Source organism: Streptomyces sp. NPDC050534, assembly GCF_044457745.1.
Classification (GTDB): domain Bacteria; phylum Actinomycetota; class Actinomycetes; order Streptomycetales; family Streptomycetaceae; genus Streptomyces.
Genome location: NZ_JBITHF010000013.1, coordinates 211,913 through 235,867, shown reverse-complemented (window position 1 = coordinate 235,867; position 23,955 = coordinate 211,913). Strand labels below are relative to the sequence as shown.

27 protein-coding genes and 1 riboswitch are annotated in these 23,955 nt (G+C 71.6%); of the genes, 16 read left to right on the top strand and 11 right to left on the bottom strand.

All coding sequences use genetic code 11. From position 1 onward, the window contains the following. Positions 1-37 precede the first annotated feature (37 nt). The 4 genes from ACIBN2_RS36470 (at position 38) to ACIBN2_RS36455 (ending at position 3,667) form a co-directional block, all read left to right on the top strand. A complete protein-coding gene (locus tag ACIBN2_RS36470; RefSeq protein WP_399140995.1) occupies positions 38-1,207 on the top strand; it encodes an ArsA family ATPase in 1,170 nt (389 codons plus the stop codon). 57 nt (positions 1,208-1,264) lie between these two features. Then, positions 1,265-1,762: a DUF5304 domain-containing protein gene (locus ACIBN2_RS36465; protein WP_399140994.1), complete on the top strand. Its 498-nt coding sequence runs from the start codon at positions 1,265-1,267 to the stop codon at positions 1,760-1,762. Positions 1,763-1,881: 119 nt separating this feature from the next. Continuing rightward, complete coding sequence (locus tag ACIBN2_RS36460; protein ID WP_399140992.1) at positions 1,882-2,835, top strand: ROK family glucokinase; 954 nt, start codon at positions 1,882-1,884, stop codon at positions 2,833-2,835. Between the two features lie 76 nt (positions 2,836-2,911). After that, positions 2,912-3,667, top strand: coding sequence for an endonuclease/exonuclease/phosphatase family protein (locus ACIBN2_RS36455; protein ID WP_399140991.1), 756 nt, complete (start codon positions 2,912-2,914; stop codon positions 3,665-3,667). On the opposite strand, the gene ACIBN2_RS36450 is transcribed toward ACIBN2_RS36455, so the two are convergent. Then, positions 3,664-4,230: a hypothetical protein gene (locus ACIBN2_RS36450; RefSeq protein WP_399140989.1), complete on the bottom strand. Its 567-nt coding sequence runs from the start codon at positions 4,228-4,230 to the stop codon at positions 3,664-3,666. The two genes, ACIBN2_RS36455 and ACIBN2_RS36450, sit on opposite strands and share 4 nt — an antisense overlap. After that, positions 4,223-5,002, bottom strand: coding sequence for an alpha/beta hydrolase (locus tag ACIBN2_RS36445; RefSeq protein WP_399141045.1), 780 nt, complete (start codon positions 5,000-5,002; stop codon positions 4,223-4,225). The genes ACIBN2_RS36450 and ACIBN2_RS36445 overlap by 8 nt, the downstream gene beginning before the upstream one ends. A 157-nt stretch (positions 5,003-5,159) precedes the next feature. On the opposite strand from ACIBN2_RS36445, the gene ACIBN2_RS36440 reads away from it, so the two are divergent. From ACIBN2_RS36440 to ACIBN2_RS36420, 5 genes are all read left to right on the top strand, one after another. After that, positions 5,160-5,945, top strand: a complete 786-nt coding sequence (locus ACIBN2_RS36440; RefSeq protein WP_399141044.1) for a lysophospholipid acyltransferase family protein — start codon at positions 5,160-5,162, stop codon at positions 5,943-5,945. 40 nt (positions 5,946-5,985) lie between these two features. Continuing rightward, entirely contained in the window at positions 5,986-7,200 is a 1,215-nt protein-coding gene (gene macS / locus ACIBN2_RS36435; protein ID WP_399140988.1) for a MacS family sensor histidine kinase, read from the top strand. Continuing rightward, a complete protein-coding gene (locus ACIBN2_RS36430) occupies positions 7,197-7,874 on the top strand; it encodes a response regulator (RefSeq protein ID WP_399140986.1) in 678 nt (225 codons plus the stop codon). The genes macS and ACIBN2_RS36430 overlap by 4 nt, the downstream gene beginning before the upstream one ends. 109 nt (positions 7,875-7,983) lie before the next feature. Further along, complete coding sequence (locus tag ACIBN2_RS36425) at positions 7,984-9,012, top strand: 6-phosphofructokinase (protein ID WP_399140985.1); 1,029 nt, start codon at positions 7,984-7,986, stop codon at positions 9,010-9,012. Between the two features lie 68 nt (positions 9,013-9,080). Next, positions 9,081-10,076, top strand: a complete 996-nt coding sequence (locus tag ACIBN2_RS36420) for a 2-hydroxyacid dehydrogenase (protein WP_399140983.1) — start codon at positions 9,081-9,083, stop codon at positions 10,074-10,076. Here the strand turns inward: ACIBN2_RS36420 and ACIBN2_RS36415 are convergent. Then, positions 10,028-11,908, bottom strand: coding sequence for an anthranilate synthase family protein (locus tag ACIBN2_RS36415; RefSeq protein ID WP_399140981.1), 1,881 nt, complete (start codon positions 11,906-11,908; stop codon positions 10,028-10,030). The two genes, ACIBN2_RS36420 and ACIBN2_RS36415, sit on opposite strands and share 49 nt — an antisense overlap. A 113-nt stretch (positions 11,909-12,021) precedes the next feature. Further along, positions 12,022-12,078 (bottom strand): trp operon leader peptide, encoded by a 57-nt coding sequence (locus ACIBN2_RS36410; RefSeq protein WP_071528813.1) that lies wholly within the window; start codon positions 12,076-12,078, stop codon positions 12,022-12,024. 96 nt (positions 12,079-12,174) lie between these two features. Between ACIBN2_RS36410 and ACIBN2_RS36405 the strand changes: the two genes are divergently transcribed. Together ACIBN2_RS36405 and ACIBN2_RS36400 are read left to right on the top strand one after the other, a co-directional pair. After that, on the top strand, positions 12,175-13,527 hold the full coding sequence (locus ACIBN2_RS36405; protein WP_399140979.1) for a class II 3-deoxy-7-phosphoheptulonate synthase: 1,353 nt from the start codon (positions 12,175-12,177) through the stop codon (positions 13,525-13,527). Positions 13,528-13,672: 145 nt separating this feature from the next. Next, the gene (locus ACIBN2_RS36400) at positions 13,673-13,906 is read left to right on the top strand and encodes a bacterioferritin-associated ferredoxin (RefSeq protein WP_399140977.1); all 234 of its coding nucleotides are present in this window, start codon (positions 13,673-13,675) and stop codon (positions 13,904-13,906) included. Here the strand turns inward: ACIBN2_RS36400 and bfr are convergent. Then, the gene (gene bfr, locus ACIBN2_RS36395) at positions 13,903-14,382 is read right to left on the bottom strand and encodes a bacterioferritin (protein ID WP_046590908.1); all 480 of its coding nucleotides are present in this window, start codon (positions 14,380-14,382) and stop codon (positions 13,903-13,905) included. The genes ACIBN2_RS36400 and bfr overlap by 4 nt on opposite strands. A gap of 174 nt (positions 14,383-14,556) precedes the next feature. On the opposite strand from bfr, the gene ACIBN2_RS36390 reads away from it, so the two are divergent. Beyond that, complete coding sequence (locus ACIBN2_RS36390; RefSeq protein ID WP_399140975.1) at positions 14,557-15,204, top strand: sulfite oxidase-like oxidoreductase; 648 nt, start codon at positions 14,557-14,559, stop codon at positions 15,202-15,204. A gap of 16 nt (positions 15,205-15,220) precedes the next feature. Here ACIBN2_RS36390 and ACIBN2_RS36385 read toward each other — a convergent pair whose 3' ends face one another. From ACIBN2_RS36385 to thiO, 6 genes are all read right to left on the bottom strand, one after another. Then, the gene (locus tag ACIBN2_RS36385) at positions 15,221-15,715 is read right to left on the bottom strand and encodes a DUF4396 domain-containing protein (RefSeq protein ID WP_399140973.1); all 495 of its coding nucleotides are present in this window, start codon (positions 15,713-15,715) and stop codon (positions 15,221-15,223) included. 76 nt (positions 15,716-15,791) lie between these two features. Beyond that, positions 15,792-16,661 (bottom strand): deoxyribonuclease IV, encoded by an 870-nt coding sequence (locus ACIBN2_RS36380; protein WP_399140972.1) that lies wholly within the window; start codon positions 16,659-16,661, stop codon positions 15,792-15,794. A gap of 34 nt (positions 16,662-16,695) precedes the next feature. Then, entirely contained in the window at positions 16,696-18,615 is a 1,920-nt protein-coding gene (pknB, locus tag ACIBN2_RS36375; protein WP_399140970.1) for a Stk1 family PASTA domain-containing Ser/Thr kinase, read from the bottom strand. 119 nt (positions 18,616-18,734) lie between these two features. Continuing rightward, positions 18,735-19,529, bottom strand: a complete 795-nt coding sequence (locus ACIBN2_RS36370) for a thiazole synthase (protein WP_399140968.1) — start codon at positions 19,527-19,529, stop codon at positions 18,735-18,737. 3 nt (positions 19,530-19,532) lie between these two features. After that, complete coding sequence (thiS, locus tag ACIBN2_RS36365; protein ID WP_399140966.1) at positions 19,533-19,733, bottom strand: sulfur carrier protein ThiS; 201 nt, start codon at positions 19,731-19,733, stop codon at positions 19,533-19,535. Continuing rightward, positions 19,730-20,884, bottom strand: coding sequence for a glycine oxidase ThiO (thiO, locus tag ACIBN2_RS36360; protein ID WP_399140964.1), 1,155 nt, complete (start codon positions 20,882-20,884; stop codon positions 19,730-19,732). The genes thiS and thiO overlap by 4 nt, the downstream gene beginning before the upstream one ends. Next, positions 20,882-20,993: riboswitch (TPP riboswitch) on the bottom strand. Its footprint overlaps the gene before it by 3 nt. A gap of 53 nt (positions 20,994-21,046) precedes the next feature. Between thiO and ACIBN2_RS36355 the strand changes: the two genes are divergently transcribed. From ACIBN2_RS36355 to thiE, 4 genes are all read left to right on the top strand, one after another. Continuing rightward, positions 21,047-21,388, top strand: coding sequence for a hypothetical protein (locus ACIBN2_RS36355; RefSeq protein WP_399140963.1), 342 nt, complete (start codon positions 21,047-21,049; stop codon positions 21,386-21,388). A 45-nt stretch (positions 21,389-21,433) separates the two neighbouring features. After that, positions 21,434-22,675: an NAD(P)/FAD-dependent oxidoreductase gene (locus ACIBN2_RS36350; protein WP_399140961.1), complete on the top strand. Its 1,242-nt coding sequence runs from the start codon at positions 21,434-21,436 to the stop codon at positions 22,673-22,675. Between the two features lie 66 nt (positions 22,676-22,741). Continuing rightward, the gene (locus tag ACIBN2_RS36345; RefSeq protein ID WP_399140959.1) at positions 22,742-23,107 is read left to right on the top strand and encodes an Rv2175c family DNA-binding protein; all 366 of its coding nucleotides are present in this window, start codon (positions 22,742-22,744) and stop codon (positions 23,105-23,107) included. A 143-nt stretch (positions 23,108-23,250) separates the two neighbouring features. Then, positions 23,251-23,907, top strand: coding sequence for a thiamine phosphate synthase (thiE, locus tag ACIBN2_RS36340; protein ID WP_399140957.1), 657 nt, complete (start codon positions 23,251-23,253; stop codon positions 23,905-23,907). Positions 23,908-23,955 lie beyond the last annotated feature (48 nt).

Below are 23,955 nucleotides of genomic sequence, written 5' to 3'. Positions count from 1 at the left end.
CGCGCCTGCGGGGCGGCCTCGGTTACCGTTCAGCCTCATGCGCACCATCCTGATCACCGGCCCAGGCGGCAGCGGTCGTACCACGGTCGCCGCCGCCACCGCCCGGGCCGCCGCCCGTGAGGGAACCCGCACCCTCGTCCTGAGCGCCGACCGCACCGACACCCTCGGCGCGGCCCTCGGCGCGACGACGGGCCCGGAGCCCACGCGGATCACCCCGGACCTCACCGCCTGGCGCCCCGACGCCACCGCCGGTTTCCGCGACGACCTCACCGCGTTCCAGGAACGGGCGGCCGGTGTCCTCGACCTTCTCGGCGCCGCCCGGCTGGACGCCGAGGAGGTCACGCCCCTCCCCGGCGCCGAGGAGCTCAGCTTCCTGCGGGCCCTGCGCGACGCCGCGCTCTCGGAGCGGTTCGACCTGCTCGTCGTCGACCTTCCGCCGGTGGCCGACGCGCTCGCCCTGCTCTCCCTGCCCGAGGAACTCCGCCGCTACCTGCGCCGTCTGCTCCCGCCCGAGCGCCAGGCCGCCCGCGCCCTGCGCCCGGTCCTCGGCAAGCTGGCCGGCGTGCCCATGCCCTCGGAGTGGCTGTACGAGACCGCCGGCCGCTGGGACACCGAACTGGCCGCCGTCGAGGCCGTGCTCGCCGACCGGAACACCACCGTCCGGCTGGTCGCGGAACCCGGCCCGGCCGGCGCGGAAGCCCTCCGGAGTGCCGGGCTCGGCCTCGCCCTGCGCGGCCTGCGCCCCGACGCCCTGGTCGCCAACCGGCTGCTGCCGGAGCGGGCGGCCGAGGGCTGGCTGGCCGGGCCGGTCGCCCAGCAGCGCAAGACACTGGAGGAATGGCAGGCCTCGTACGACGTCACCGCCGTCCCGCACCTCGGCCACGACCCGCGCGGCACCGAGGACCTGGCCGCCCTCCCGGTCCCCGGCGTCAAGGACACGGGCTCCACGGTCGAGTGGCCTGTCGTCGACCGGCTCGCCGACGACGGCGTGCTCGTCTGGCGGCTCCCGCTGCCCGGCGCCATACGCGACGATCTCGACCTCATCCGGCGGGGCGACGAACTCGTCGTCGCGGCAGGCCGGTTCCGCCGGATCGTCGCGCTCCCGTCCGCCCTGCGCCGCTGCACCGTCGAGGGGGCCGCGCTGCGCGGGGGCGAGCTGTGCATCCGGTTCGCGCCGGATCCCGGTCTGTGGCCCGGGACCCGGTGAAGCACATACGCCCGTTCGGGTAACGTCGTAGAGACGAACCGTAGTCAGGAGGTCGTCATGAGCGAAGAGCTCCCCCCGTCAGACGCCGAGGAGCACGAGGCGATCGACGAGGTACGGGCGACCGACTCCGACGCCTGGTCGACGGCGTGCGCCGAGGACCTCGCGGCGGAGAAGGCCCGCCGCCGCGTCGAGTACGGCCCGCCGCCGGGCTCGGCCGCCGAGGAACTGCGCAAGCTCGTCGACGCCGTCTCGGACAAGCTGTCGTCGATCCAGTCGCCGCTGCTCGGCTCCGTCGCCGGACCCGCCGCGCAGCAGGTGGTGCGGCAGGTCGTCGAGCAGGCGAAGGCCGCCGTCGAACCCGTCATCGAGCGCAATCCGGACGTCTTCGACCACCTCGCCGCCGCGGGCAGCGAACTGCTGGCCGCCTACCGCTCCGCGGTCCAGGCCCAGGAGCAGCGCTGGACGACCCGCGCGGCGGATCTGCACAAGGACCTCGACGAGCGCCGCGACGACGGCGAGGGCACCGGCCCCGGACAGCGCATCGACCTGGACTGATTTCCCCCTCGAAGTACACCGCCGGGCCCCTGCCTGCCCGGCGGGTGGACGACGCGGATGTGACGGCAGGGCCTCGGGTACGGTTGCCGTAGCGGGGCTCGACCGAAACTGAGGGATTCATGGGACTCACCATCGGCGTCGATATCGGCGGTACCAAGATCGCGGCAGGCGTGGTCGACGAGGAGGGCAACATCCTCTCGACCTACAAGGTGCCCACCCCGGGCACGCCTGACGGGATCGTGGACGCCATCGCCTCCGCCGTGGAGGGGGCGCACGCCGGGCACGAGATCGTGGGCGTGGGCATCGGCGCTGCCGGATACGTGAACCGGCAGCGCTCCACCGTGTACTTCGCGCCGAACATCGACTGGCGCCAGGAGCCGCTGAAGCAGAAGGTCGAGGCCCGGGTGGGCCTGCCCGTGGTCGTGGAGAACGACGCCAACGCCGCCGCGTGGGGCGAGTACAAGTTCGGCGCCGGCAAGGGCCACCGCAACGTCATCTGCATCACCCTCGGCACCGGCCTGGGCGGCGGCATCATCATCGGCAACAAGCTGCGCCGCGGCCACTTCGGCGTCGCCGCCGAGTTCGGCCACATCCGGATGGTGCCGGACGGCCTGCTGTGCGGCTGCGGCTCGCAGGGCTGCTGGGAGCAGTACGCCTCGGGGCGCGCCCTGGTCAGATACGCCAAGCAGCGCGCCAACGCGACCCCCGAGAACGCCGAGATCCTGCTCGGGCTGGGCGACGGCACCCCCGACGGCATCGAGGGCAAGCACATCTCCATGGCCGCCCGGCAGGGCGACCTGGTCGCCGTCGACTCCTACCGCGAGCTGGCCCGCTGGGCCGGTGCGGGCCTCGCCGACCTGGCCTCGCTCTTCGACCCCTCCGCCTTCATCGTCGGCGGCGGCCTCTCCGACGAGGGCGAGCTGGTTCTCGATCCGATCCGCAAGTCCTACAAGCGCTGGCTGGTCGGTGGCAACTGGCGCCCGGTGGCGGACGTCATCGCGGCCCGGCTGGGCAACGACGCGGGCCTGGTGGGCGCGGCGGACCTGGCCCGCGAGCCCGACCCGATCATGTAGTTCCGAGGACGTCAGTACGTGATGAGCCCGCCGTGCCCCGCTCCGGGGCGGCGGGCCTCGTCGTATGTTGATCGTCATGGCGACTTCGACCCCGCTGCCCAACTCCCGCACGGAACCCGACGGTTCTGCCGTCATCCGTGTGCTCACCTACAACATCCGCTCCATGCGCGACGACACCGCGGCCCTCGCCCGGGTCATCGGCGCCTGCGCCCCCGACCTCGTACTGATCCAGGAAGCCCCGCGCTTCTTCCGCTGGCGCAAGAAACTGGCCCGGCTGGCGGCCGCCTCGGGCCTGGTGATCCTCACCGGCGGGGCGACGGCCGCGGGCCCCGCGATCCTGTGCACGCTGCGCGCGACCGTCGAACGCACCGAGGACGTGCTGCTGCCGCTCACCCCCGGCCAGCACCGCCGCGGCTTCGCCACCGCCGTCGTCCGGTTCGGCGGCGCCCGGCTCGGCGTGCTGAGCTGCCACCTCTCCCTGCAGAAGGACGAGCGCCAGGAGCAGGGCGGCATGCTGCTCGACCGTCTCGCCGGCCTCGGCGTGGACCACGCGGTGGCGGGCGGTGACCTGAACGAGCGTCCCGGCGGCCCCACCTTCCAGCGCCTCGCCGACGACCTCCAGGACTGCCGGGCCGTCGCGCCCTGGGGCGGCGAGAACACCTTCAACCCCGTCACCCCCTTCCAGCGCATCGACGCGATCTTCGCGACGAAGGGCGTCGAGGTGCTCGGCTGCGGGGTGCCGCTGGGGCAGCCGGGGGTGACGGAGACAGACCTGAGGGCGGCCACGGACCACCTTCCGGTGCTGGCCGCCCTCAGAATTCCCGGCAGTTAGACGACGGCCCCGCGTCCCGGGTCGTCGTCCTCGTCGTCGTCCGTCTTCATGCGCACCACCAGGGTGGCGAAGCCGCCCACGAAGCCGCCGATGCTGAGCGTGGCGAGCCACCAGGTCATCTCCCAGCCGAGCACCACCGCCAGCAGGAGCAGGATCGGGCCGCCTATCACGCCGAGCCAGGCGAACTTCGCGGTCGTGTCGGCGGCGGGCAGCGCCGGTGGCTCCGGCGGGACGAAGTGGCCCTCGTCGTCCTCGTCGAAGTCGTCCTCGGACGGCTCGGCGGCCTTGAAGTCACGAGGGCCCACGCCGGGCGCGAAGGAGACCGAGCCGCCCAGGGGCCGCGCGGGCTTGTCCTGCTTCGGAGTCTCGTCCTCCGGCTGGTCGTTGGTCTCCGCCTCGAGCAGCGCCAGATCCTCGATCGGCTTGAAGGGCTTGGTACCCGGCGGGTCCTTCGGCTCCTCGCCGAATCCCGCGACGATGGCGGCCCAGGCCGCCGCCTCGTCGAAGGGAACGCCCTGCTCGTCCGGCTCGCGGCCCTCGCGGTCCGAGTCGTGCTCAGCCACCTACGGCCGTCCCTTCCTTGCCGACACCAGGTGCGAGCCGGCCGATGAACGCGACGCTCTCGTCGAAAATCCGGTCCGCGTCGTGGTCCAACGTCGCAACGTGGTAGCTCTGTTCCAGCACGACCTCCGTCACGTCCCGTGACGACACCCGGCTGAGGATGCGCGCCGAGTCGGCGGGCGGTACCACGTGGTCCTGCGGACTGCGCAGCACCAGCAGCGGCTGGGTGACCTGCGGCAGTTCGCGGTCGACCAGCCGGAAGAAGTTCCGCAGCGAGTGGGCCGCGTGCAGCGGCACCCGGTCGTAGCCCAGCTCGACGGCGCCCTCCTTGGCGATGTCGCTCGCGATGCCCGCCGTCGTCCGTACGAGATGACGTGCCACCGGAAGGGCGTAAGGCGAAAGGCCGTGCATGCGGTTCGCCGGGTTGACGACCATCACCCCGCGGACCGTCTCCCCGTGCTTCGCCGCCAGCCGCAGCGCCAGGGTGCCGCCCATGGACAGACCCGCCACGAACACCTCGCCGCACCGCTCGCGCAGGGCCCGCAGCTCGCGGTCCACCTCGGCGTACCAGTCCTGCCAGCCGGTGAGCTGCATGTCCTCCCAGCGGGTGCCGTGCCCGGGCAGCAGCGGCAGCGACACCGTGAGACCGCGCTCGGCGAGGTGCTCCGCCCAGGGGCGCAGCGACTGGGGGGAACCGGTGAAGCCGTGGCAGAGGAGGACGCCGATCTCCCCGCCCTCATGGCGGTACGGCTCGGCTCCAGGAAGGACCGGCACCATCGGTCTCCTGTTCATGAGAGTCACGTGAAGTCCAGGTGTGCTTCACCGTACGCGACGGCACTGACACCGACCAGGGCCGTCGGCGCCTTTGGGGGCAGGCCGGGTTAAGGTCTGATCGAAGGAATCAGGAGGCACTCGGTTGTTGTACGGCACGATGAAGGTCGCCATCGGGGGACCGCTGAAGGTCGCGTTCAGGCCCTGGGTGGAAGGCCTCGAGCACATCCCGGCCGAGGGCGCCGCCATTCTGGCGAGCAATCACCTCTCGTTCTCCGACTCGTTCTTCCTGCCCACGATGCTCGACCGCAAGGTCACCTTCATCGCCAAGGCGGAGTACTTCACCACACCCGGCATCAAGGGACGGCTGACGGCCGCCTTCTTCAAGAGCGTCGGGCAGCTCCCGGTGGACCGCTCCGGCGCGCGCGGCGCTGGCGAGGCGGCGATCAAGAGCGGCCTGGAAGTGCTGGAGCGCGGTGAGCTGTTCGGGATCTACCCCGAGGGCACGCGCTCGCCCGACGGCCGTCTGTACCGGGGCAAGCCGGGCGGCCTCGCGCGCGTGGCGCTCGCCTCCGGCGCGCCCGTCATCCCGGTCGCGATGATCGACACGGAGAAGATCCAGCCGCCCGGCCAGGTGATGCCCAAGCTGATGCGTCCCGGCATCCGCATCGGCAAGCCCCTCGACTTCAGCCGCTACCAGGGCATGGAGCACGACCGCTTCGTACTCCGCGCGGTCACCGACGAGGTCATGTACGAGATCATGAAGCTCTCCGGCCAGGAGTACGTCGACATGTACGCGACCGCGGCCAAGCGGCAGATCGCCGAGGCGGCGAAGGCCGACAAGGAAGCGGAGAAGGCGGCCAAGGCCGCACTCGCGCAGGAGCAGAAGCAGCAGCAGGAGCAGCAGCAGGAGCAGCAGACGGATAAGGAGAAGTCCGGGTCCTAGGGGCCGGGGACAGGGCAGTCTGGGGCCGGGGGTGGGGGAATTGGCCAGGCGCGAGAAGGTCATGAGGATGTCGGTCGAGCAGCCGCTGTGGCGTGCGCTTGCCGGCTACCGGGTGCTGACGATGCTGTACGCGGTCGGGCTGTTCGCCACCGCCTACGACGAGTACGACCGCGCGGGCATCGCCATCGTCTACTACGTCGTCCTGTTCGTCTGGACCCTGGCCACCCTGCCCTTCGTGCAGAACGCGGCCGCCTGCACCAAGCGCTTCCTCGCCGTCGACCTCGCCATCGCGCTCACCGGCATCCTGCTCACCCCGCTCGTCGTCAACGACCAGCACATCCAGAGCGGCGGCCCCACCCTGCCGTCGATATGGACCGCCGGCTCGGTCCTGGCGTACGCGATCAAGGGCGGCTGGCGCTGGGCGGCCTTCGCCTCCACGCCGGTCGCCGTCGCCAACCTCGTCGAGCGCGGCGCCCCGGCCCGCGACACCGTCCACAATGTGATCCTCGTCTGGGTCGCCTCCATCGCCATCGGCTACGTCGTGGAGGTCGCCCGCGCCTCCGAGCGCACCCTCGCCCGGGCCCTGGAGATCGAGGCCGCGACGCGGGAGCGGGAGCGGCTGGCCCGCGACATCCACGACGGGGTCCTGCAGGTGCTGGCCATGGTGCAGCGCCGGGGCGTGGTCATCGGCGGCGAGGCGGCCGAGCTGGGCCGGATGGCCGGCGAGCAGGAGGTCGCGCTGCGCACGCTGGTCTCCGGCGCGCTGCTCCCTGTCTCCCGCGCCTCGGAGAACGCGGCCGACGGCGCGGTCGTACGGATCGTGGAGGAGCCGTCGTACGACGAGGACGCCCCGGTGGACCTGCGCGCGCTCCTCGCCCCGTACGCCGCCGCGAAGGTCAGCTTCGCCGAACCCGGCGCCCCCGTGCTGCTGCCCGCGCCCGCCGCCAAGGAGTTGGCCGCCGCCGTCGGCGCCGCTCTGGACAACGTCCACAGGCATGCCGGCGAGCACGCGCGCGCGTGGATCCTCGTCGAGGACGAGCCCGGCGAGGTCGTGGTGACCGTGCGGGACGACGGACCCGGCATCCCCGCGGGGCGGCTCGCCCAGGCCGAGGGCGAGGGCCGGCTCGGAGTGGCCCTGTCGATCCGGGGCCGGCTGCGCGAACTCGGCGGCAGCGCCGAGCTGATCTCGGTGCCGGGGCAGGGCACGGAAGTCGAGCTGAAGGTACCCAGGGAAGCGAAGGCGGGGCATCGATGAGTGAGCAGCAGGGCCCGATCAAGGTCATGGTGGTCGACGACCACCCCATGTGGCGCGACGCCGTCGCCCGCGACCTGACCGAGTCCGGCTTCGACGTGGTCGCCACCGCGGGCGACGGCGACCAGGCCGTGCGCCGCGCCAAGGCGGTCGCCCCCGACGTGCTCGTCCTCGACCTCAACCTGCCCGCCAAGCCCGGCGTCCAGGTCTGCAAGGAGCTCGTCGGCCACAACCCGGCCCTGCGCGTCCTGGTGCTGTCGGCGAGCGGCGAGCACGCCGACGTACTGGAAGCGGTGAAGTCGGGCGCGACCGGCTATCTGCTGAAGTCGGCGTCCACCGGCGAACTGCTGGACGCGGTCCGCCGCACGGCCGTCGGCGACCCGGTGTTCACGCCCGGTCTCGCCGGCCTGGTCCTCGGCGAGTACCGCCGCCTCGCCTCCGAGCCCGCCCCCTCCTCGGACCCCGACGAGCCCAGGGTCCCGCAGCTCACCGACCGTGAGACCGAGGTGCTGCGGCTGGTCGCCAAGGGCCTGAGCTACAAGCAGATCGCCGAACGCCTGGTCATCTCGCACCGCACGGTGCAGAACCACGTCCAGAACACCCTCGGCAAGCTCCAGCTGCACAACAGGGTCGAACTCGTGCGGTACGCGATAGAGCGCGGACTTGACGACGAGTAAACCGAGCGCCTGACAGTTCACCGGAATTGCCCTTCCTGCCCATCCCTTTGTGACGCGGCTCACCATTAGCGTGACTGTCACCAGGCAACCGCGGCGAAGGGACTTTTCCATGCGGGTCGGAGTACTGACCGGAGGCGGCGACTGCCCCGGGCTCAACGCCGTCATCCGGGGCATCGTCCGCAAGGGCGTGCAGGAGTACGGCTACGACTTCGTCGGCTTCCGGGACGGCTGGCGAGGTCCGCTCGAGGGCGACACCGTACGCCTCGACATCCCGGCCGTGCGCGGCATCCTGCCCCGCGGCGGCACCATCCTCGGCTCCTCGCGCACCAATCCGCTGAAGCAGGAGAACGGCATCCGCCGGATCAAGGAGAACCTCGCCAAGCTGGAGGTCGAGGCGCTCATCGCCATCGGCGGCGAGGACACCCTGGGCGTGGCGGCACGCCTCACCGACGAGTACGGCATCCCCGTCGTCGGCGTACCGAAGACCATCGACAACGACCTGTCCGCCACCGACTACACCTTCGGCTTCGACACCGCGGTCGGCATCGCCACGGAGGCCATCGACCGTCTGCACACCACCGCCGAGTCGCACATGCGCGTCCTCGTCTGCGAGGTGATGGGGCGTCACGCCGGCTGGATCGCCCTGCACTCCGGCCTCGCGGGCGGTGCCAACGTCATCCTCATCCCCGAGCAGCGCTTCGACGTCGACCAGGTGTGCGCCTGGATCACCTCCCGCTTCAAGGCGTCGTACGCCCCGATCGTGGTCGTCGCCGAGGGCGCCATGCCCAAGGACGGCGAGATGGTCCTCAAAGACCAGTCGCTGGACTCCTTCGGCCATGTCCGGCTGTCCGGCGTCGGCGAGTGGCTGGCCAAGGAGATCGAGAAGCGCACGGGCAAGGAGGCCCGTACGACGGTCCTCGGGCACATCCAGCGCGGCGGCACCCCGAGCGCCTTCGACCGCTGGCTCGCCACCCGCTTCGGGCTGCACGCCATTGAGGCTGTCCGCGACGGCGACTTCGGCAAGATGGTCGCGCTGCGCGGCACCGACATCGTCCGCGTGCCGATCGCGGACGCGACGGCCAAGCTGAAGACCGTGGAACCGGAACTGTACGAGGAGGTCGGGGTCTTCTTCGGCTGACCGGACCGGCACGCCGGGGTTACGGGCCGTATATTCGGCCCGTAACCCATCGGAAGGGAAGCCGCTTCGTGGAGATCCTCGCCTTCGGCGTGCAGGCGGACGAGAAGCCATTGATCGAGCGGGCCTTCGAGGGCCACCACGAAGTCCGCTGCCTCGACGTCTTCCTCAACGAGGACACCGCGCTCATCGCGGCCGGCCACGAGATCATCTCCACGAGCGTGAACGCCGATCTCGGCGCCCGGGTCCTGGAGATCCTCGCGGCCGGCGGCACCCGGATGATCGCCCAGCGCTCGACCGGCTTCAACAACATCGACCTCGACGTCGCCGGGCGCCTCGGCATGACCGTCGCCCGGGTCTCGTACTACTCGCCGTACTCGGTCGCCGAGTTCGCCTGGACCCTCGCCATGGCGGTCAACCGCCGTATCGTCCGCGCCTCCACGCGCACGCGTGACTTCGACTTCCGGCTCGACGGCCTGATGGGCCGCGACATGCACGGCCGCACCGCGGGCGTCCTCGGCACCGGCAAGATCGGCGAGGCGTTCACCCGGATCGCCCGCGGCTTCGGCATGCGGCTGCTCGGCTGGGACGTCGCCGAGAACCCCGCGTGCACGGAACTCGGCATGACGTACGTCCCCAAGGAGCAGCTCCTCGCCGAGTCCGACCTCGTCACCCTGCACGTCCCGCTGATGCCGCAGACCCAGCACCTCATCGACGCCGCCGCCCTGAAGGCGATGAAGGACGACGCGATCCTGGTCAACTCCAGCCGCGGCGGCCTGATCGACACCGCGGCCCTCGTCGCCGAACTGCGCGAGGGCCGCTTCACGGGCGTCGGCCTCGACGTCTACGAGGCGGAGGCCGGGCTGTTCTACGTCGACAGGTCGCTGGAGGCGATCGAGGACGACACCCTGGCCCGCCTGGTCACCTTCCCGAACGTCCTGGTCAGCTCGCACCAGGCGTACTACACCGAGGACGCGGTCGGCCAGATCGTCGAGGCCACGGTGCGGAACGTCCTCGACTACCGGGCCGGCCGCCGCTCCGAGAACGTGCTCGTGCCGCGCAGCTGACCGATCAACTCCCGTACGACCGAAGCGCCGTCGAGGCTCAGGACCGACTCCGGGTGGAACTGCACGCCGGCGAAGCCCGGGCCGCGTAGCGCGTGCACCTCGTGCGAAGTGCTCCGGCTGACCTCGACGCCGTGCGCGGCCAGCTCCGCACGGGCCTCGTCGTCGCAGCGCGCCACGAAGCTGTTGTAGAAGCCGACGGTCTCGGTCCGCCCGAACAGGTCGATCACCGTCTGCGCGCCCTGGTACGGCACCTCCTTGCGCACGATCTCCAGACCCAGCTCGGCCGCGATCAGCTCATGGCCCAGGCAGACGCCGAGGACGCCGTGCCGGTGGCCGCGCACCACCTGCGCTGTCAGCTCCCGCAGGACACGCATCTTGGGATCGTCCAGGTCGCGCGGGTCGCCGGGGCCGGGGCCGAGGACGACCGGCCCCTCGTGCGCGGACACGGCGTCCCGCAGCCCGGGTTCGTCATAACGGCGGACGCTCACGTCCAGGCCGCTCGACCGCAGGACGTGCGCGAGCATCGCGGTGAAGGTGTCCTCCCCGTCGACGACCAGGGCGTGCCCGCCGAGCTCGGCGGACCGCTCCTGCATCCGCAGCCAGAAGGGGGCGAGCGAGGCCCGGCGCCCGTCGAGCGCGGCACGCACGCGTGGGTCGTCCGCGAGCCGTACGCGCGCGTGCTCGTCGCTCGGCCGCCCGGGGCGCACGCCGAGGGCCGCCAGCACGCCCGCAGCCTTTGCGTGCGTCTCCGCGACCTCGCTCGCCGGGTCCGAGCCGCGCACGAGGGTGGCGCCGACCGGGACCCGCAGCCGTCCGTCGCCGCGGATGTCGGCGGTGCGGATCAGGATGGGGGAGTCGAGCGTCTGGGCGCCGCCGGAGTCCCGGCCGAGCAGAGCCAGCGCGCCCGCGTAGTAGCCGCGCCCCCCGACTTCGTGCCGCTCGATCACCCGGCAGGCGTTCTGCACCGGCGACCCGGTGACGGTCGCCGCGAACATGGTCTCCTTCAGGACCTCGCGCACGTCCAGCGACGACCTGCCGCGCAACTCGTACTCGGTGTGCGCGAGATGGGCCATCTCCTTCAGCCGCGGGCCGACCACCACCCCGCCCATGTCGCCGACGGTGCACATCGTCTTGAGCTCCTCGTCGACGACCATCGACAGCTCCTCGATCTCCTTGCCGTCGGCGAGGAAGCCGAGCAGGTGCTCCGGTGTCGGGCCCTCGGCGGGATAGCGGTACGTCCCGCTGATCGGGTTCATGACGACCGTGCCGCCCGACATCCGCACATGCACCTCGGGGCTGGCCCCGACCAGCGTGCGCTCCCCGGTGTGCACGACGAACGTCCAGTACGCGCCCCGCTCACCTTCGAGCAGCCGCCGGAAGAGCGCGAGGGCGTCCTCGCGGGAGAACCCCGGGATCTCCCCCTCGTACGTGCGCCGGATCACGAAGTTGGCGCCCTCGCCGCGCCCGATCTCCTCGCGCAGCACCCGCCCGACGATCTCGCCGTACTCCTCGTCGCCGACGTCGAAGCCGCCGCCCCGCACGCGCACGTCCCGCGCCGGGAGCTGCGCGAGCACGTCGGCGAGGGGGAGCTCGTACGACTCCTCGGGGCTGAGGAACATCAGCGGGGTGCCGTCGTCGTGGACGTCGAAGCCGCGCTCGCGGATCTGGCGGAAGGGGACCAGGGCGAGGCCCTCGCCGGGGAGGTCGGCGAGGCGGTCGTACGTGGCGACCGGGCCGAGGAGCAGCTCGACGGTGTTCCCGTCATGGCCCGGCGCCCGGCGCCGCAGCAGGGCGAAGGGCCTCGGGTCGTGCAGCAGGTCCAGCAGGTTCATGGGTCCGGGTTCCTTCTCGATCGCCGTCGATCGTGGTCGACGGGGAGGAACGGCCCCAGAAACGCCGAAGGCCGCCCCTCGGGCGGCCTTCGCGAAGTCTTGCGTACGCGCAGTCAGTGGGCCGCCGGATGAGCGGTCCACCACCAGTTCTGGGTCGAATGCGCGAACATGCGAGGCACCTTACCGCATGTCCGGCTGCCGAATCCGGTGTCTCAATTGCTGGGCATGGGGCGGGACGCCCGACACGACCCCGTAATGTTGAGGCCGTGACCGTGAACGCTAAGACCAGCACGAGTGCTGGCAACACCTGGCGAAACCTGCCCGCGGCGCAGCAGCCCGAGTACCCCGACACCGAGGCTCTGCGCGCAGTGATCGCGGACCTCGAGTCGTATCCGCCGCTCGTCTTCGCGGGCGAGTGCGACCAGCTGCGCGCCCGGATGGCGGCCGTCGCCAAGGGCGAGGCGTTCCTCCTCCAGGGCGGCGACTGCGCCGAGGCATTCGACGCGGTGTCCGCCGACCACATCCGCAACAAGCTCAAGACGCTGCTCCAGATGGGCGCCGTGCTGACGTACGCCGCCTCGGTGCCGGTCGTGAAGGTCGGCCGGATCGCCGGCCAGTACTCCAAGCCGCGCTCCAAGGGCACCGAGACCCGTGACGGCGTGACGCTGCCGACGTACCGCGGCGACTCGGTCAACGGCTTCGCCTTCGACGAGAAGTCCCGCATCCCGGACCCCGAGCGCCTGAAGCGGATGTACAACGCGTCCGCCTCCACGCTCAACCTGGTGCGGGCCTTCACCACCGGCGGTTACGCCGACCTGCGCCAGGTGCACGCCTGGAACCAGGACTTCGTGAAGTCGTCCCCGTCCGGCCAGCGCTACGAGCAGCTGGCGCGCGAGATCGACAGCGCGCTGAACTTCATGCGGGCCTGCGGCACGGACCCGGAGGAGTTCAAGACCGTCGAGTTCTACTCCTCGCACGAGGCCCTGCTGCTGGACTACGAGTCGGCGCTGACCCGTGTCGACTCGCGCACCGGGCACCTCTACGACGTCTCCGGGCACATGGTGTGGATCGGTGAGCGCACCCGGCAGCTGGACGGTGCGCACATCGAGTTCGCCTCGAAGATCCGCAACCCGGTCGGCATCAAGCTCGGCCCGACGACGACGGCCGAGGAGGCGCTTCAGTACATCGAGCGCCTGGACCCCGAGCGCGAGCCGGGCCGGCTGACCTTCATCGTCCGCATGGGCGCCGACAAGGTCCGCGACAAGCTCCCCGAGCTGATCGAGAAGGTCACCGCCTCCGGTGCCACCGTGGCCTGGGTGACCGACCCGATGCACGGCAACACCTTCGAGGCGGCCTCCGGCCACAAGACCCGCCGCTTCGACGACGTGCTCGACGAGGTCAAGGGCTTCTTCGAGGTCCACAAGGGCCTGGGCACCCACCCGGGCGGCATCCACGTCGAGCTCACCGGTGACGACGTCACCGAGTGCGTGGGCGGCGGCGACGAGATCTTCGTCGACGACCTGCACCAGCGCTACGAGACGGCCTGCGACCCGCGTCTGAACCGCAGCCAGTCCCTCGACCTGGCGTTCCTCGTCGCGGAGATGTACAGGGACCAGTGACGGGTTCACCCGTTACCAGGGCATGAAGTGGGGCGCGGATCACATACGATCTGCGCCCCACCCCACTTTTGCGCTTCCTGTCCGCCGGGTAAGGTTAGGTTAGCCTCACCGATCATCGGGGAGAGCACTTCGACCCCGCCGGGAGGTGAGCCGCGTGTACGTCTGCAGTTGCTTCGGGATCACCGAACAGCAGGTCAAGCAGCACGCGGAGAACGGCGCCTGCAGCCCCCGCCAGATCGCCTCCGCCTGCAAGGCGGGCACCGACTGCGGTTCGTGTGTACGGCGCATCCAGGCGATGCTCGGCCGCGGCGCGCTTCCCCGCCGCGAGTCCGTCGAGCAGGACGCGCCCGCCCTGGCCGGACTGGACGAGGCGGCCTAGCTCTCCGGCTGCTCGATGAGCTGCGCGATGTAGAGCGCCTCGCCGAGTTTCTCGACCAGCTCCAGCTGGGTGTCGAGGTAGTCGATGTGATGCTCCTCGTCCTCGAGGATCGACTCGAAGATGTTGGCGGACGTGATGTCGCCCTTCTCGCGCATCACCTTGATGCCCCGCCGGAGGCGGTCGATGGCCTCGACCTCGACCTGCCGGTCGGCCTCGAACATCTCCTTGACGGTCTGTCCCACGCGCACGTGGAAGAGCCGCTGGTAGTTCGGCAGCCCCTCGAGGAAGAGGATGCGGTCGGTGAGCACCTCCGCGTGCTTCATCTCGTCGAAGGACTCGTGACGCGTGTACTTCGCGAGCTTCGTCCAGCCGAAGTTCTCCTGCATCTTCGCGTGCAGGAAGTACTGGTTGATCGCGGTCAGCTCGCCGGTGAGCTGCTCGTTGAGGAATTCGATGACCTCGGGGTCGCCCTGCATCGCAGAGGCTCCTTCCGTGCCGGGGGGACTGGCAGGTTGGGCCGCATGATTGCACCGGCACCCAAGATCGTCCAGTAAGTCTTCACTTAGTAAGTACGTGCAGTCTTGGTCGCAATTGCCCTTGTTTGAAGAGGCCGGTCAAGTGCACCGTTCCCGGTCTGTCAGGATGGGGACATGGGTCAGCCGGTGGAGCGTGAATCGGGAGAACACGATTCGGGAAGAGCAGCACAGCCCGAGCTTCCGCCGGGGCAGCGGCTGCAGCGGGGCTGGCCGGTCACGCACTACGGACCCGTTCCCAAGTTCCGCCCCGAGCGCTGGGAGTTCCGGGTCTTCGGCGCCACCGCTGACGGCGAGAAGCACTGCTGGACCCACGAGGAGTTCGCAGCCCTGCCGTACACCACCGTCATGGCCGATCTGCACTGCGTGACGAAGTTCAGCATGCTCGGCGCCGAATGGGGCGGCATCCCGGCCCGGACGATCCTCCGGATCGCGCCGCCCGCGCCCGCGGTCACCCATGTGATGGTCTGGGCCGAGTACGGCTTCAGCTCCAACCTGCGCCTCGCCGACTTCGCCTCCGAGCGGACCATCTTCGCCACCCACAAGGACGGCGAGCTGCTGACGGCGGAACACGGCTTCCCGCTGCGCCTCGTCGTGCCCCATCTGTACGCCTGGAAGGGCCCCAAGTGGGTCCGCGGCGTGGAGTACATGACGGCCGACCGTCGCGGCTTCTGGGAGGAGCGCGGCTATCACAACGTCGGCGACCCCTGGAAGGAACAGCGCTACTCCTACCAGGAGGAGCCCGGGGACGGCCCCGAGCTCTGACTCGCGGCACACGCCGTCAGTGGTACGCGTGCACCACCGCGTGGCCCTTGCCGCGGCCGATCATCCACTTGTTGACGGGCGTCGTCACGATGAAGGCGAGCGCGAGCGAGATCGCCAGCGAGGCCCAGAACAGCAGGTCGCCGAGGGTGGCGTCCATGGCGTCGGGCCACAGCACGATCACGCCGTTGTCGATCAGCTCCATCACGGCGATGGACAGCGTGTCCGCGGCCAGCGCCACCCGGAAGGCCGTACGGAAGCCGACGCCGGCCCTGAGCACCCCGCGCAGCGTGAGCGAGTAGCCGAAGAAGAACGCGAGGACGATGGCCAGGACCGTCGTGGAGAGGTTGCCCCAGCCCAGCGCGGTGCCGATCACCATGCCGAGCACCTCGCCGATGGCGCAGCCGGTGAGGCAGTGCAGGGTCGCCTGGGCGGCCGTGCTCCAGGTGGCCCCGGCCGGGTGATGGTGTGTGTGCGGCTGCGCCGGTGCGTGTGCGTGCGTCTCGTGCTGCATGACTGCCCCCAATGTCAGGTCACGGTTCCTGTACCGAGCTGGAACCATATACCCCCTAGGGGTATTCCTTCGTGCGCTATGAATCGCGAAGTTTCTTCAGGCGCTCCACGTCCGCCGCGTGCCCCTCCTTGCCGCCGGGCGTCTCGATGATCAGCGGTACGCCCTCGGTCGCGGGGTGGGTCATCAGCGCCCGGAACGGGTCCTCGCCGATGTGGCCGGCGCCGATGTTCTCGTGCCGGTCCTTGTGCGCGCCGGCGACGTCCTTGGAGTCGTTGGCGTGGATCAGCTTCAGCCGGCCCGCGCCGACCGTGTCCACCAGCAGGTCCAGCGTCCGGTGCATGCCGCTCGGCCCGGTCAGGTCGTGTCCGGCCGCGAAGATGTGGCAGGTGTCCAGGCAGACGCCCAGCTTGGGGTGGGCGTCCAGCGCATCGAAGTAGGGCCCGAAGTCCCAGGTCCGCGAGCACAGCGAGGCGCCCTGCCCGGCCGTCGACTCCAGCAGCAGGAACGGGTCGTCGTCATGGGTGAGCTCGTCCAGCAGCGGCAGCAGATGCTCCCGCACCTGCTTCAGGGCCACGGAGCGGTCCCGGCCGCCGGTCGCGCTGCCCGTGTGCACGACCACGCCGAGCGCCCCGATCTCCCGCCCGCGCCGCAGCGAGTGCCGCATCGACTCCACGGACTTCTCGACGGTCGCCTCGGTGTGCGAGCCGAAGTTGATCAGGTACGGGGCATGGACGTACGCCGGGATCGACTCGGCCTCGCACACCGCGCGGAACTCCTCGTCCTGCCGCGGACTGCCGGCGGGCGTGGCCCAGCCGCGCGGGTTGGCGACGAAGACCTGCACCGTCTCGGCCTTCAGGTCATGGGCGTAGGACAGGCCGACGGAGCTCAGGCCGCCGGCCACGGGGACGTGGCCGCCGACGGGGTTGCGGGGCTGCTGACTCTTCACCCGCCCAGGGTGTCACGCGCGCCGAAGGGCTCAGTCACCGGATCTTGATGGTGATCGTCGACCCCTTGGGCGCCTTGTCGCCGCCCTTCACGGACTGGTCCTTGACGGTGTCGCCGAACAGGCCCAGCAGCCCGCGGTCCTCGCTGACCTTGAAGCCGGCGCCCTCGAGCGTCTGCTTCGCGTCGTCGACGCTGTCACCCGTGACGTCCGGGACCTCGAGCATCACCGGGCCCTTGGACAGGGTCAGCGTGACCGTGTCGCCCTCGGCCGCCTGGCCGTCGCCCGCGGGCGTCTGCGTGGCGACCTGGCCCTTGTCGAACTCGGAGTTGACCCGCCCCGGGGCGACCTTCACCGCCAGGCCCGCGTCCTCCAGGTCGGCCTTCGCCTCCTCCAGGCCCTCCCCGGTGACGTCCGGGACGTCCACCGGGCTGCCCTTGCTCACGACCAGCGCGATCGCCGAGCCCGCGTGCCGGGTCGTGCCCGCCTCCGGGTCGGTGGAGATCACGGAGCCCTTGTCGACGCTGTCGCTGAACTCACGGGTGACCATGCCGGGCTCGAGGGCGGCCTTCTTCAGCTGGGCCCTGGCCTGGGCCAGCGGCCGGCCCTCCAGGTCCGGCACCCGCACCGTCTCCGGGCCGTCGGAGATGGTGAGCGTCACGGAGGCGTTGTCGCGGATACGGCTACCGGGTACCGGATCCGAGCTGATGACCGTGCCCCGCTTCACCGTGTCGCTGTAGGCGTGCCTGATCTTCCCGAGGTCCAGCCCGGCGTTCCCGAGCTGCTTGCGGGCCTCCGTCTGGGTCTTCGCCAGCACCGGCGGGACCTTGGTGAACTGACCGGAGTTGATGTACCAGACGCCCGCGCCGACCCCGAGGACCAGCAGCACGGCGAGGACGATCGCGACCGGACCGCGCCGGGCGCCCGCGCCACGGCGGCGCGGTGGCAGGGGCGGCGGACTCTCCAGCCGGCTGGTGTGCAGGACCTCGTCCTCGTTCACCGGCAGCGGTTGCTGCATCGCCAGCGCGCGAGGGATCACACTCGTACGGTCGTGGGAGATGTCCAGGTGGGCCGAGGCGAGGGCCTGCGGCGGCATCGCGTCGAGCTGGTCCGCGTCGAGTGCCACGCGGACGTCGCGGACGTGGGCGAGGAGCGCCACCGCGTCCTGCGGGCGGCGGTCCGGGGTGCGGGCGGTGGCCACCGCGACCAGCTCGTCCAGCGCGTACGCCAGCCCCGGCACGGCGGCCGACGGCGGTGGGACGTCCTCGTGGATGTGCTTGTAGAGGACGGTGGCCGGCGAGTCCCCGCCGTGCGGCCGGTCGCCGGTCAGCATCTCGTACAGGACGACACCGCACGCGTACACGTCGACCCGGGGGTCGGCGATGCCGTGCTCGATCTGCTCCGGTGCGAGGTAGGAGACGGTGCCGAGGACGGTGCCGGTCGTGCTGGTGACCGTGTTCACCGCGCGGACCAGCCCGAAGTCGGCGACCTTGACCCGGCCGTCGTCCCCTATCAGCACGTTCTCCGGCTTCATGTCCCGGTGCACGAAACCGGCCCGGTGCGCGGCGCCGAGCGCGGCGAGGACCGGCTCCAGGATGTCCAGGGCGGCGCGCGGCTGCAGCGCCCCGCGCTCGCGCAGCACGTCGCGCAGGGTGCACCCGGCGACGTACTCCATGGCGAGATAGACGTACGACCCGTCGGTGCCCTGGTCGAAGACCTGCACCACGTTCGGGTGGGCCAGCCGGGCGACCGACTTCGCCTCCCGGATGAAGCGCTCGACGAAGGTGCCGTCGGCGGCGAGCGTCGGGTGCATCACCTTCAGCGCGAGCACGCGGTCCAGGCGGGTGTCCAGGGCCCGGTAGACCGTGGCCATCCCGCCGACCGCGATCCGCGCGTCCACGCGATAGCGCCCGTCGAGCACCTGCCCGACCAATGGGTCCTGAAGGGTCGTATCCACGCAGGTGAGTGTACGAGCCGTGACCGACAAGCCCGTCCCTTCCTGCCGGATCGGGGCGTGACTGCAGCCGACCTGTGACGGACCTCGCACCCGTTCTCGAGGCCCGTCGAACGCGCGTTTCAGAACGCGGGACGCTCGGGATCCAGGTGCGCGCGCCCCTCGTGCGGCGAGGACGCCTCGGCGAAGTGACGGCGCGGGATGCGCCCCGCCCGGTGCGCCAGCCTGCCCGCCTCCACCGCGTGCTTCATGGCCTCGGCCATCAGCCGCGGCTCCTGCGCCCGCGTCACCGCCGAGGCGAGCATCACACCCGCGCACCCCAGCTCCATCGCGAGCGCCGCGTCCGAGGCCGTACCGGCGCCCGCGTCCAGGATCACCGGCACACGCGCGTGCTCGGTGATCAGCTGGAAGTTGTGCGGGTTGCGGATGCCGAGACCGGAGCCGATGGGCGAGCCGAGCGGCATGATCGCCGCGCAGCCGGCGTCCTCCAGCTTCCGGGCGAGGACGGGGTCGTCGTTGGTGTACGGCAGCACCGTGAAGCCGTCGTCGACCAGGGTCTCGGCGGCGTCGAGCAGCTCGATCGGGTCGGGCAGGAGGGTGCGCTCGTCGGCGATCACCTCGAGTTTGATCAGTTCGGTGCCGAGCGCCTCGCGCGCCAGGCGGGCGGTCAGCACCGCCTCCCCGGCGGTGAAGCAGCCGGCCGTGTTCGGCAGCACCCGGATGCCGAGCCGGTCCAGGACGGACAGCACCGACCCGTGCACCGAGGGGTCCACACGCCGCATCGCGACCGTGGTGAGCTCCGTGCCGGACGCCACCAGCGCCCGCTCCAGCACGTCGAGGCTGGGGGCACCGCCGGTGCCCATGATCAGGCGGGACGTGAAGGACGCACCGCCGATGACGAAGGGATCGTCGGCCATGGGTCAGCCTCCTTGGACGGCGGTGAGGACCTCGACGCGGTCTCCCTCGCGCAGGGAGGTCGACGGCCACTGCGCGCGTGGGACGACGGTTTCGTTGAGGGCGGCGGCCACTCCGGAGGGGGCCGGGGTCAGCGTCCGCACGACGGTGTCGAGAGCGGTGCCGGAGGCGAACTGCCGGAGCTCCCCGTTGACGGAGATGTTCATGCGGGCTGCTCCACGCGCGCGAAGCGCCTCGGGGTGAACGGGCGGGCCTCGTCCGGCAGTTCGCCGGTGGCCAGGACGTGCGCCATGGCGTCGCCGGTGACCGGCGTGAGCAGCACGCCGTTGCGGTGGTGCCCGGTGGCCAGCAGCAGCCCCGGCAGCTCCGTCGGGCCGAGCAGGGGGGCGTTGTCGGGGGAGCCCGGACGCAGTCCCGCGCGCGTCTCCGTCAGCGGCAGCTCTGTGATGCCGGGGACCAGCTCGTGCGCGTCGCGCAGCAGCTCGTACACCCCGCCCGCGGTGACCGTCGTGTCCCAGCCGAGCTCCTCGGTGGTCGCGCCGATCACCAGCTCGCCGTTCTCGCGCGGCACCAGATAGACCTGGCTGCCGCGCACCACGGCGCGCACGGTACGGCTCAGGAAGGGCGCGAACCGCTGTGGCACGGTCAGGCGCAGCACCTGCCCCTTCACCGGCCGCACCGGCGGCAGCACCTCGTCCGGGACGCCGGGGAGCCGCCCGCTGAGGCTGCCGGCGGCCAGTACCACCTGGCCCGCGCCCAGCTCGGTGCCGTCCGCCGTGCTCACACCGGAGGCCCGGTCCCGTACGACGTGGAAGCGCTCGGCCCACTGGCGGTGGAAGACCACGCCCGCCCGCTCGCACGCGGCGACCAGCGCGCCTGCCAGCCGCCGCGGGTCGATCTGGTGGTCGCCGTCGACCCGGAGCCCGCCGCGCACGCCCGGCGCGAGCATCGGTTCCAGGCGCCGGCAGTCGCGGCCCGACAGCCACTCCGACTCCAGGCCCGACTCCCTTTGCAGGGCGTGCAGTTCGCGCAGATGGGCGCGGTCGTCGGCGTCCAGCGCGACGGCGAGTGTGCCGCACCGGCGGTAGCCGAGGTCGTGGCCGGTGAGATCGGTGAGCTCGGCCGCGAACTCCGGATAGCGGCCGGCCGAGGCCAGGTTCAGGCCGAGCAGGGTCTGCTCGCCGTAGTGCAGCTCGGTGACCGCGGCGAGCATCCCGGCGGCCACCTGCGCGGCCCCGCCCCCCGGTTCGGGGTCCACGAGGGCCGTCGCGAACCCGCGCTGCGCGGCGCGCCAGGCCGTGACCAGGCCGATGATTCCGCCCCCGATGACGAGGACGTCTGACGTACGTGACGGCATGGGCCTCCAGCCCCTCCCTTCGCCGGCATGACCCGGATCAGGTTCGTACGGTCGGAGGCCGCCAGCCTCCCTCTCAGCCCGGTGCGTCCGGGCTCCCGCGAGTGCTTGTACGTTGGCCACCCTAGCCCGACCCGTCGCACCTCTGTAAGGGAGCCCACCGTCATGCCGCGCTCGCTGGACGGCCTCGTCCTCGCCCCCGTCGCCGACCAGGCTCCAGGTCAGGTGGGTACCCGGACGCGGTTCACGTACCACGAGAAGGACGGCGGGGTCTGGGCCGAGTACGAGGGCGGGGACGTCGTAAGAGGTCATCTGGTGGGTACCCGGGCCGGTGACCGGCTGGACTTCCGGTACGTGCAGCTCAAGCGCGACGGGACGACGTCCTCGGGGCACTGCGTGTCCACGGTGGTGGAGCTGCCGGACGGGCGGGTGCGGCTGGAGGAGACCTGGGCGTGGGAGTCGCAGGCCGGCAGCGGCACCAGCGTTGTGGAGCAGGTCACTGAGTGAGCACGACTGCTGACTGACAATTTGTCAGTTGGCTAGGGTGATCAGGTGAGTGAGCAGACGCAGGAGACGGGCGGGCCGCCCGCGCGGCGCGTGGTCGTGGTGGGCGCCGGCATGGCCGGTGTGCAGTCCGCGGTGGCGCTGCGCGAACAGGGCTTCACCGGCCGCGTGACGCTGATCGGCGCCGAGCCCCACCAGCCGTACGACCGGCCCCCGCTGTCCAAGGCCGTCCTGCTCGGCAAGTCCGAGGGCTCCGCCTTCGACGTCGACTTCGAGGCGCTCGGCATCGAACTCCGGCTCGGGTGCGAGGTGCTGGGCCTGCGCCCCGGCGAGCACGAACTGGACACCGAGGCCGGCCCGGTCCCCTACGACGTCCTCGTGCTCGCCACCGGTGCCGAACCGATCCGGCTGCCGGGCACCGAGGGTGTCCCCGGCGTGCATCTGCTGCGCACCCTGGACGACGCCGAGCGGCTGCGGCCCGTGCTCGCCCGGCAGCACGACATCGTGGTGGTCGGCGCGGGCTGGATCGGCGCCGAGTTCGCCACGGCCGCGCGCGAGGCGGGCTGCGCGGTGACGGTCGTCGAGGCGGCGGACCGGCCGCTCTCGGGCGCGCTGCCGGCCGAGGTGGCCGCGCCGATGGCCGCCTGGTACGCCGACGCCGGCGTCGAACTGCGCACGCACGCGCGCGTGGAGCGCGTCGAGCCCGGCGCGGTCGTCCTGGACGACGGCTCGCGGCTGCCCGCGGGCGCGGTCGTGGTCGGCATCGGCGCGCGCCCCGCCACGGCCTGGCTGGCCGGCTCCGGCATCGAGCTCGGAACGCACCAGGAAGTCGTCGCGGACGCCCATCTGCGCACCTCGGCACCGGACGTCTACGCCGTCGGCGACTGTGCCTCCTTCCCCTCGGGGCGGTACGGCGAGCGCCTGCTGGTCCACCACTGGGACAACGCCCTCCAGGGGCCGCGCACGGTGGCCGGGAACATCGTCGGCGAGGCCACCGGTGCGCCCCCGGCGGTCTACGACCCCGTTCCGTACTTCTGGTCCGAGCAGTTCGGCCGTTTCGTCCAGTACGCCGGCCACCACGCCTTGGCCGACACGACCCTGTGGCGCGGCGACCCGACCGGGCCGGCCTGGTCGGTCTGCTGGCTGCGCGAGGGGCGTCTGGTGGGCCTGCTCGCGGTCGGCCGGCCCAGAGATCTGGCGCAGGGGAGGCGGCTGATCGAGGCCGGAACGCCGATGGACGCCGAGCGCATCGGGGATCCGGCCAGGCCCCTGAAGGCGGCCACGGCGTAACGCGGAACCCCCAGGTCGGGCCAGCCTGGCTTCCGACTGTCAGTGCGGGATGGCAGGCTTGATTCCGTGACCGAGATTGACGCAAAGACTGATGCTCTCGTCCCCGCCTGGCTCACCCTCCCCGACATCGCAGAGATGCTCGATGTCGAGGTGACGCGAGTGCGGCAGCTGGTCAAGGAGGGCCAGCTCATCGCCGTACGCCGTGGTGAGAACCGCGCACTGCACGTCCCCGCCGCCTTCATCGACGGGGACAAGGTCGTCAAGGGCCTGACCGGCACCCTGACGCTCCTGCGCGACGACGGCTTCACCGACGAGGAGATGCTCGAGTGGCTCTTCACTCCCGACGAGAGCCTGCCGGGCACCCCCGCCCAGGCCCTCAGCGAGAATCGAGGCACGGAGGTGAAGCGCCGCGCCCAGGCGCTCGCCGTCTGAGCCGAACTCGCTGATCCGAACACCGTCCGGCGTACGGGCCGGGGTCCGCGCGGGCCCAGGGCCGTGGTTCACTGCGGCCCGCAGCTCCGAAGCGTTCCCGCGGGCCCGCGGCCCGTACGCCACCGACAACGGGGGACACCCACATGCCCGGCACCGCAGCCACCGCACGCGCCCGCCTCACCGACGCCCGCGTCTACCTCTGCACGGACGCCCGCAGGCGCCAGGGTGATCTCCCGCAGTTCCTGGACGCCGTCCTGGCGGGCGGCGTCGACATCGTCCAGCTGCGCGACAAGGGCATGGAGGCGGGCGAGGAGCTGGAGCACCTCGAGGTCTTCGCCGACGCCTGCGCCCGCCACGGCAGGCTGCTCGCGGTCAACGACCGCGCGGACGTCGCCCATGCCGCCGGCGCCGACGTCCTCCACCTCGGCCAGGGCGACCTCCCGGTCCCCGCGGCCCGCGCGATCCTCGGCGGCGACGTCCTCGTCGGCCGCTCGACGCACGCCGAGTCCGAGGCCGCCGCGGCCGCAGTCCAGGTCGGCGTCGACTACTTCTGCACCGGGCCCTGCTGGCCGACCCCGACCAAGCCGGGCCGTCACGCCCCCGGACTCGACCTGGTCCGGTACACCGCCTCCCTCGGCGTCGAGCGTCCCTGGTTCGCCATCGGCGGCATCGACCTCGCCAACCTCGACCAGGTGCTCGACGCAGGCGCCCGCCGGGTCGTGGTCGTCCGCGCGATCACCGAGGCGGAGGACCCGGGCGCCGCGGCGGCGGAGTTCGCCAAGCGGCTGCGGCAGGCATAATCGCGCCGGCTGTCCGAGGCGTGGACAGCAAGTCGACAATTCGGGTAA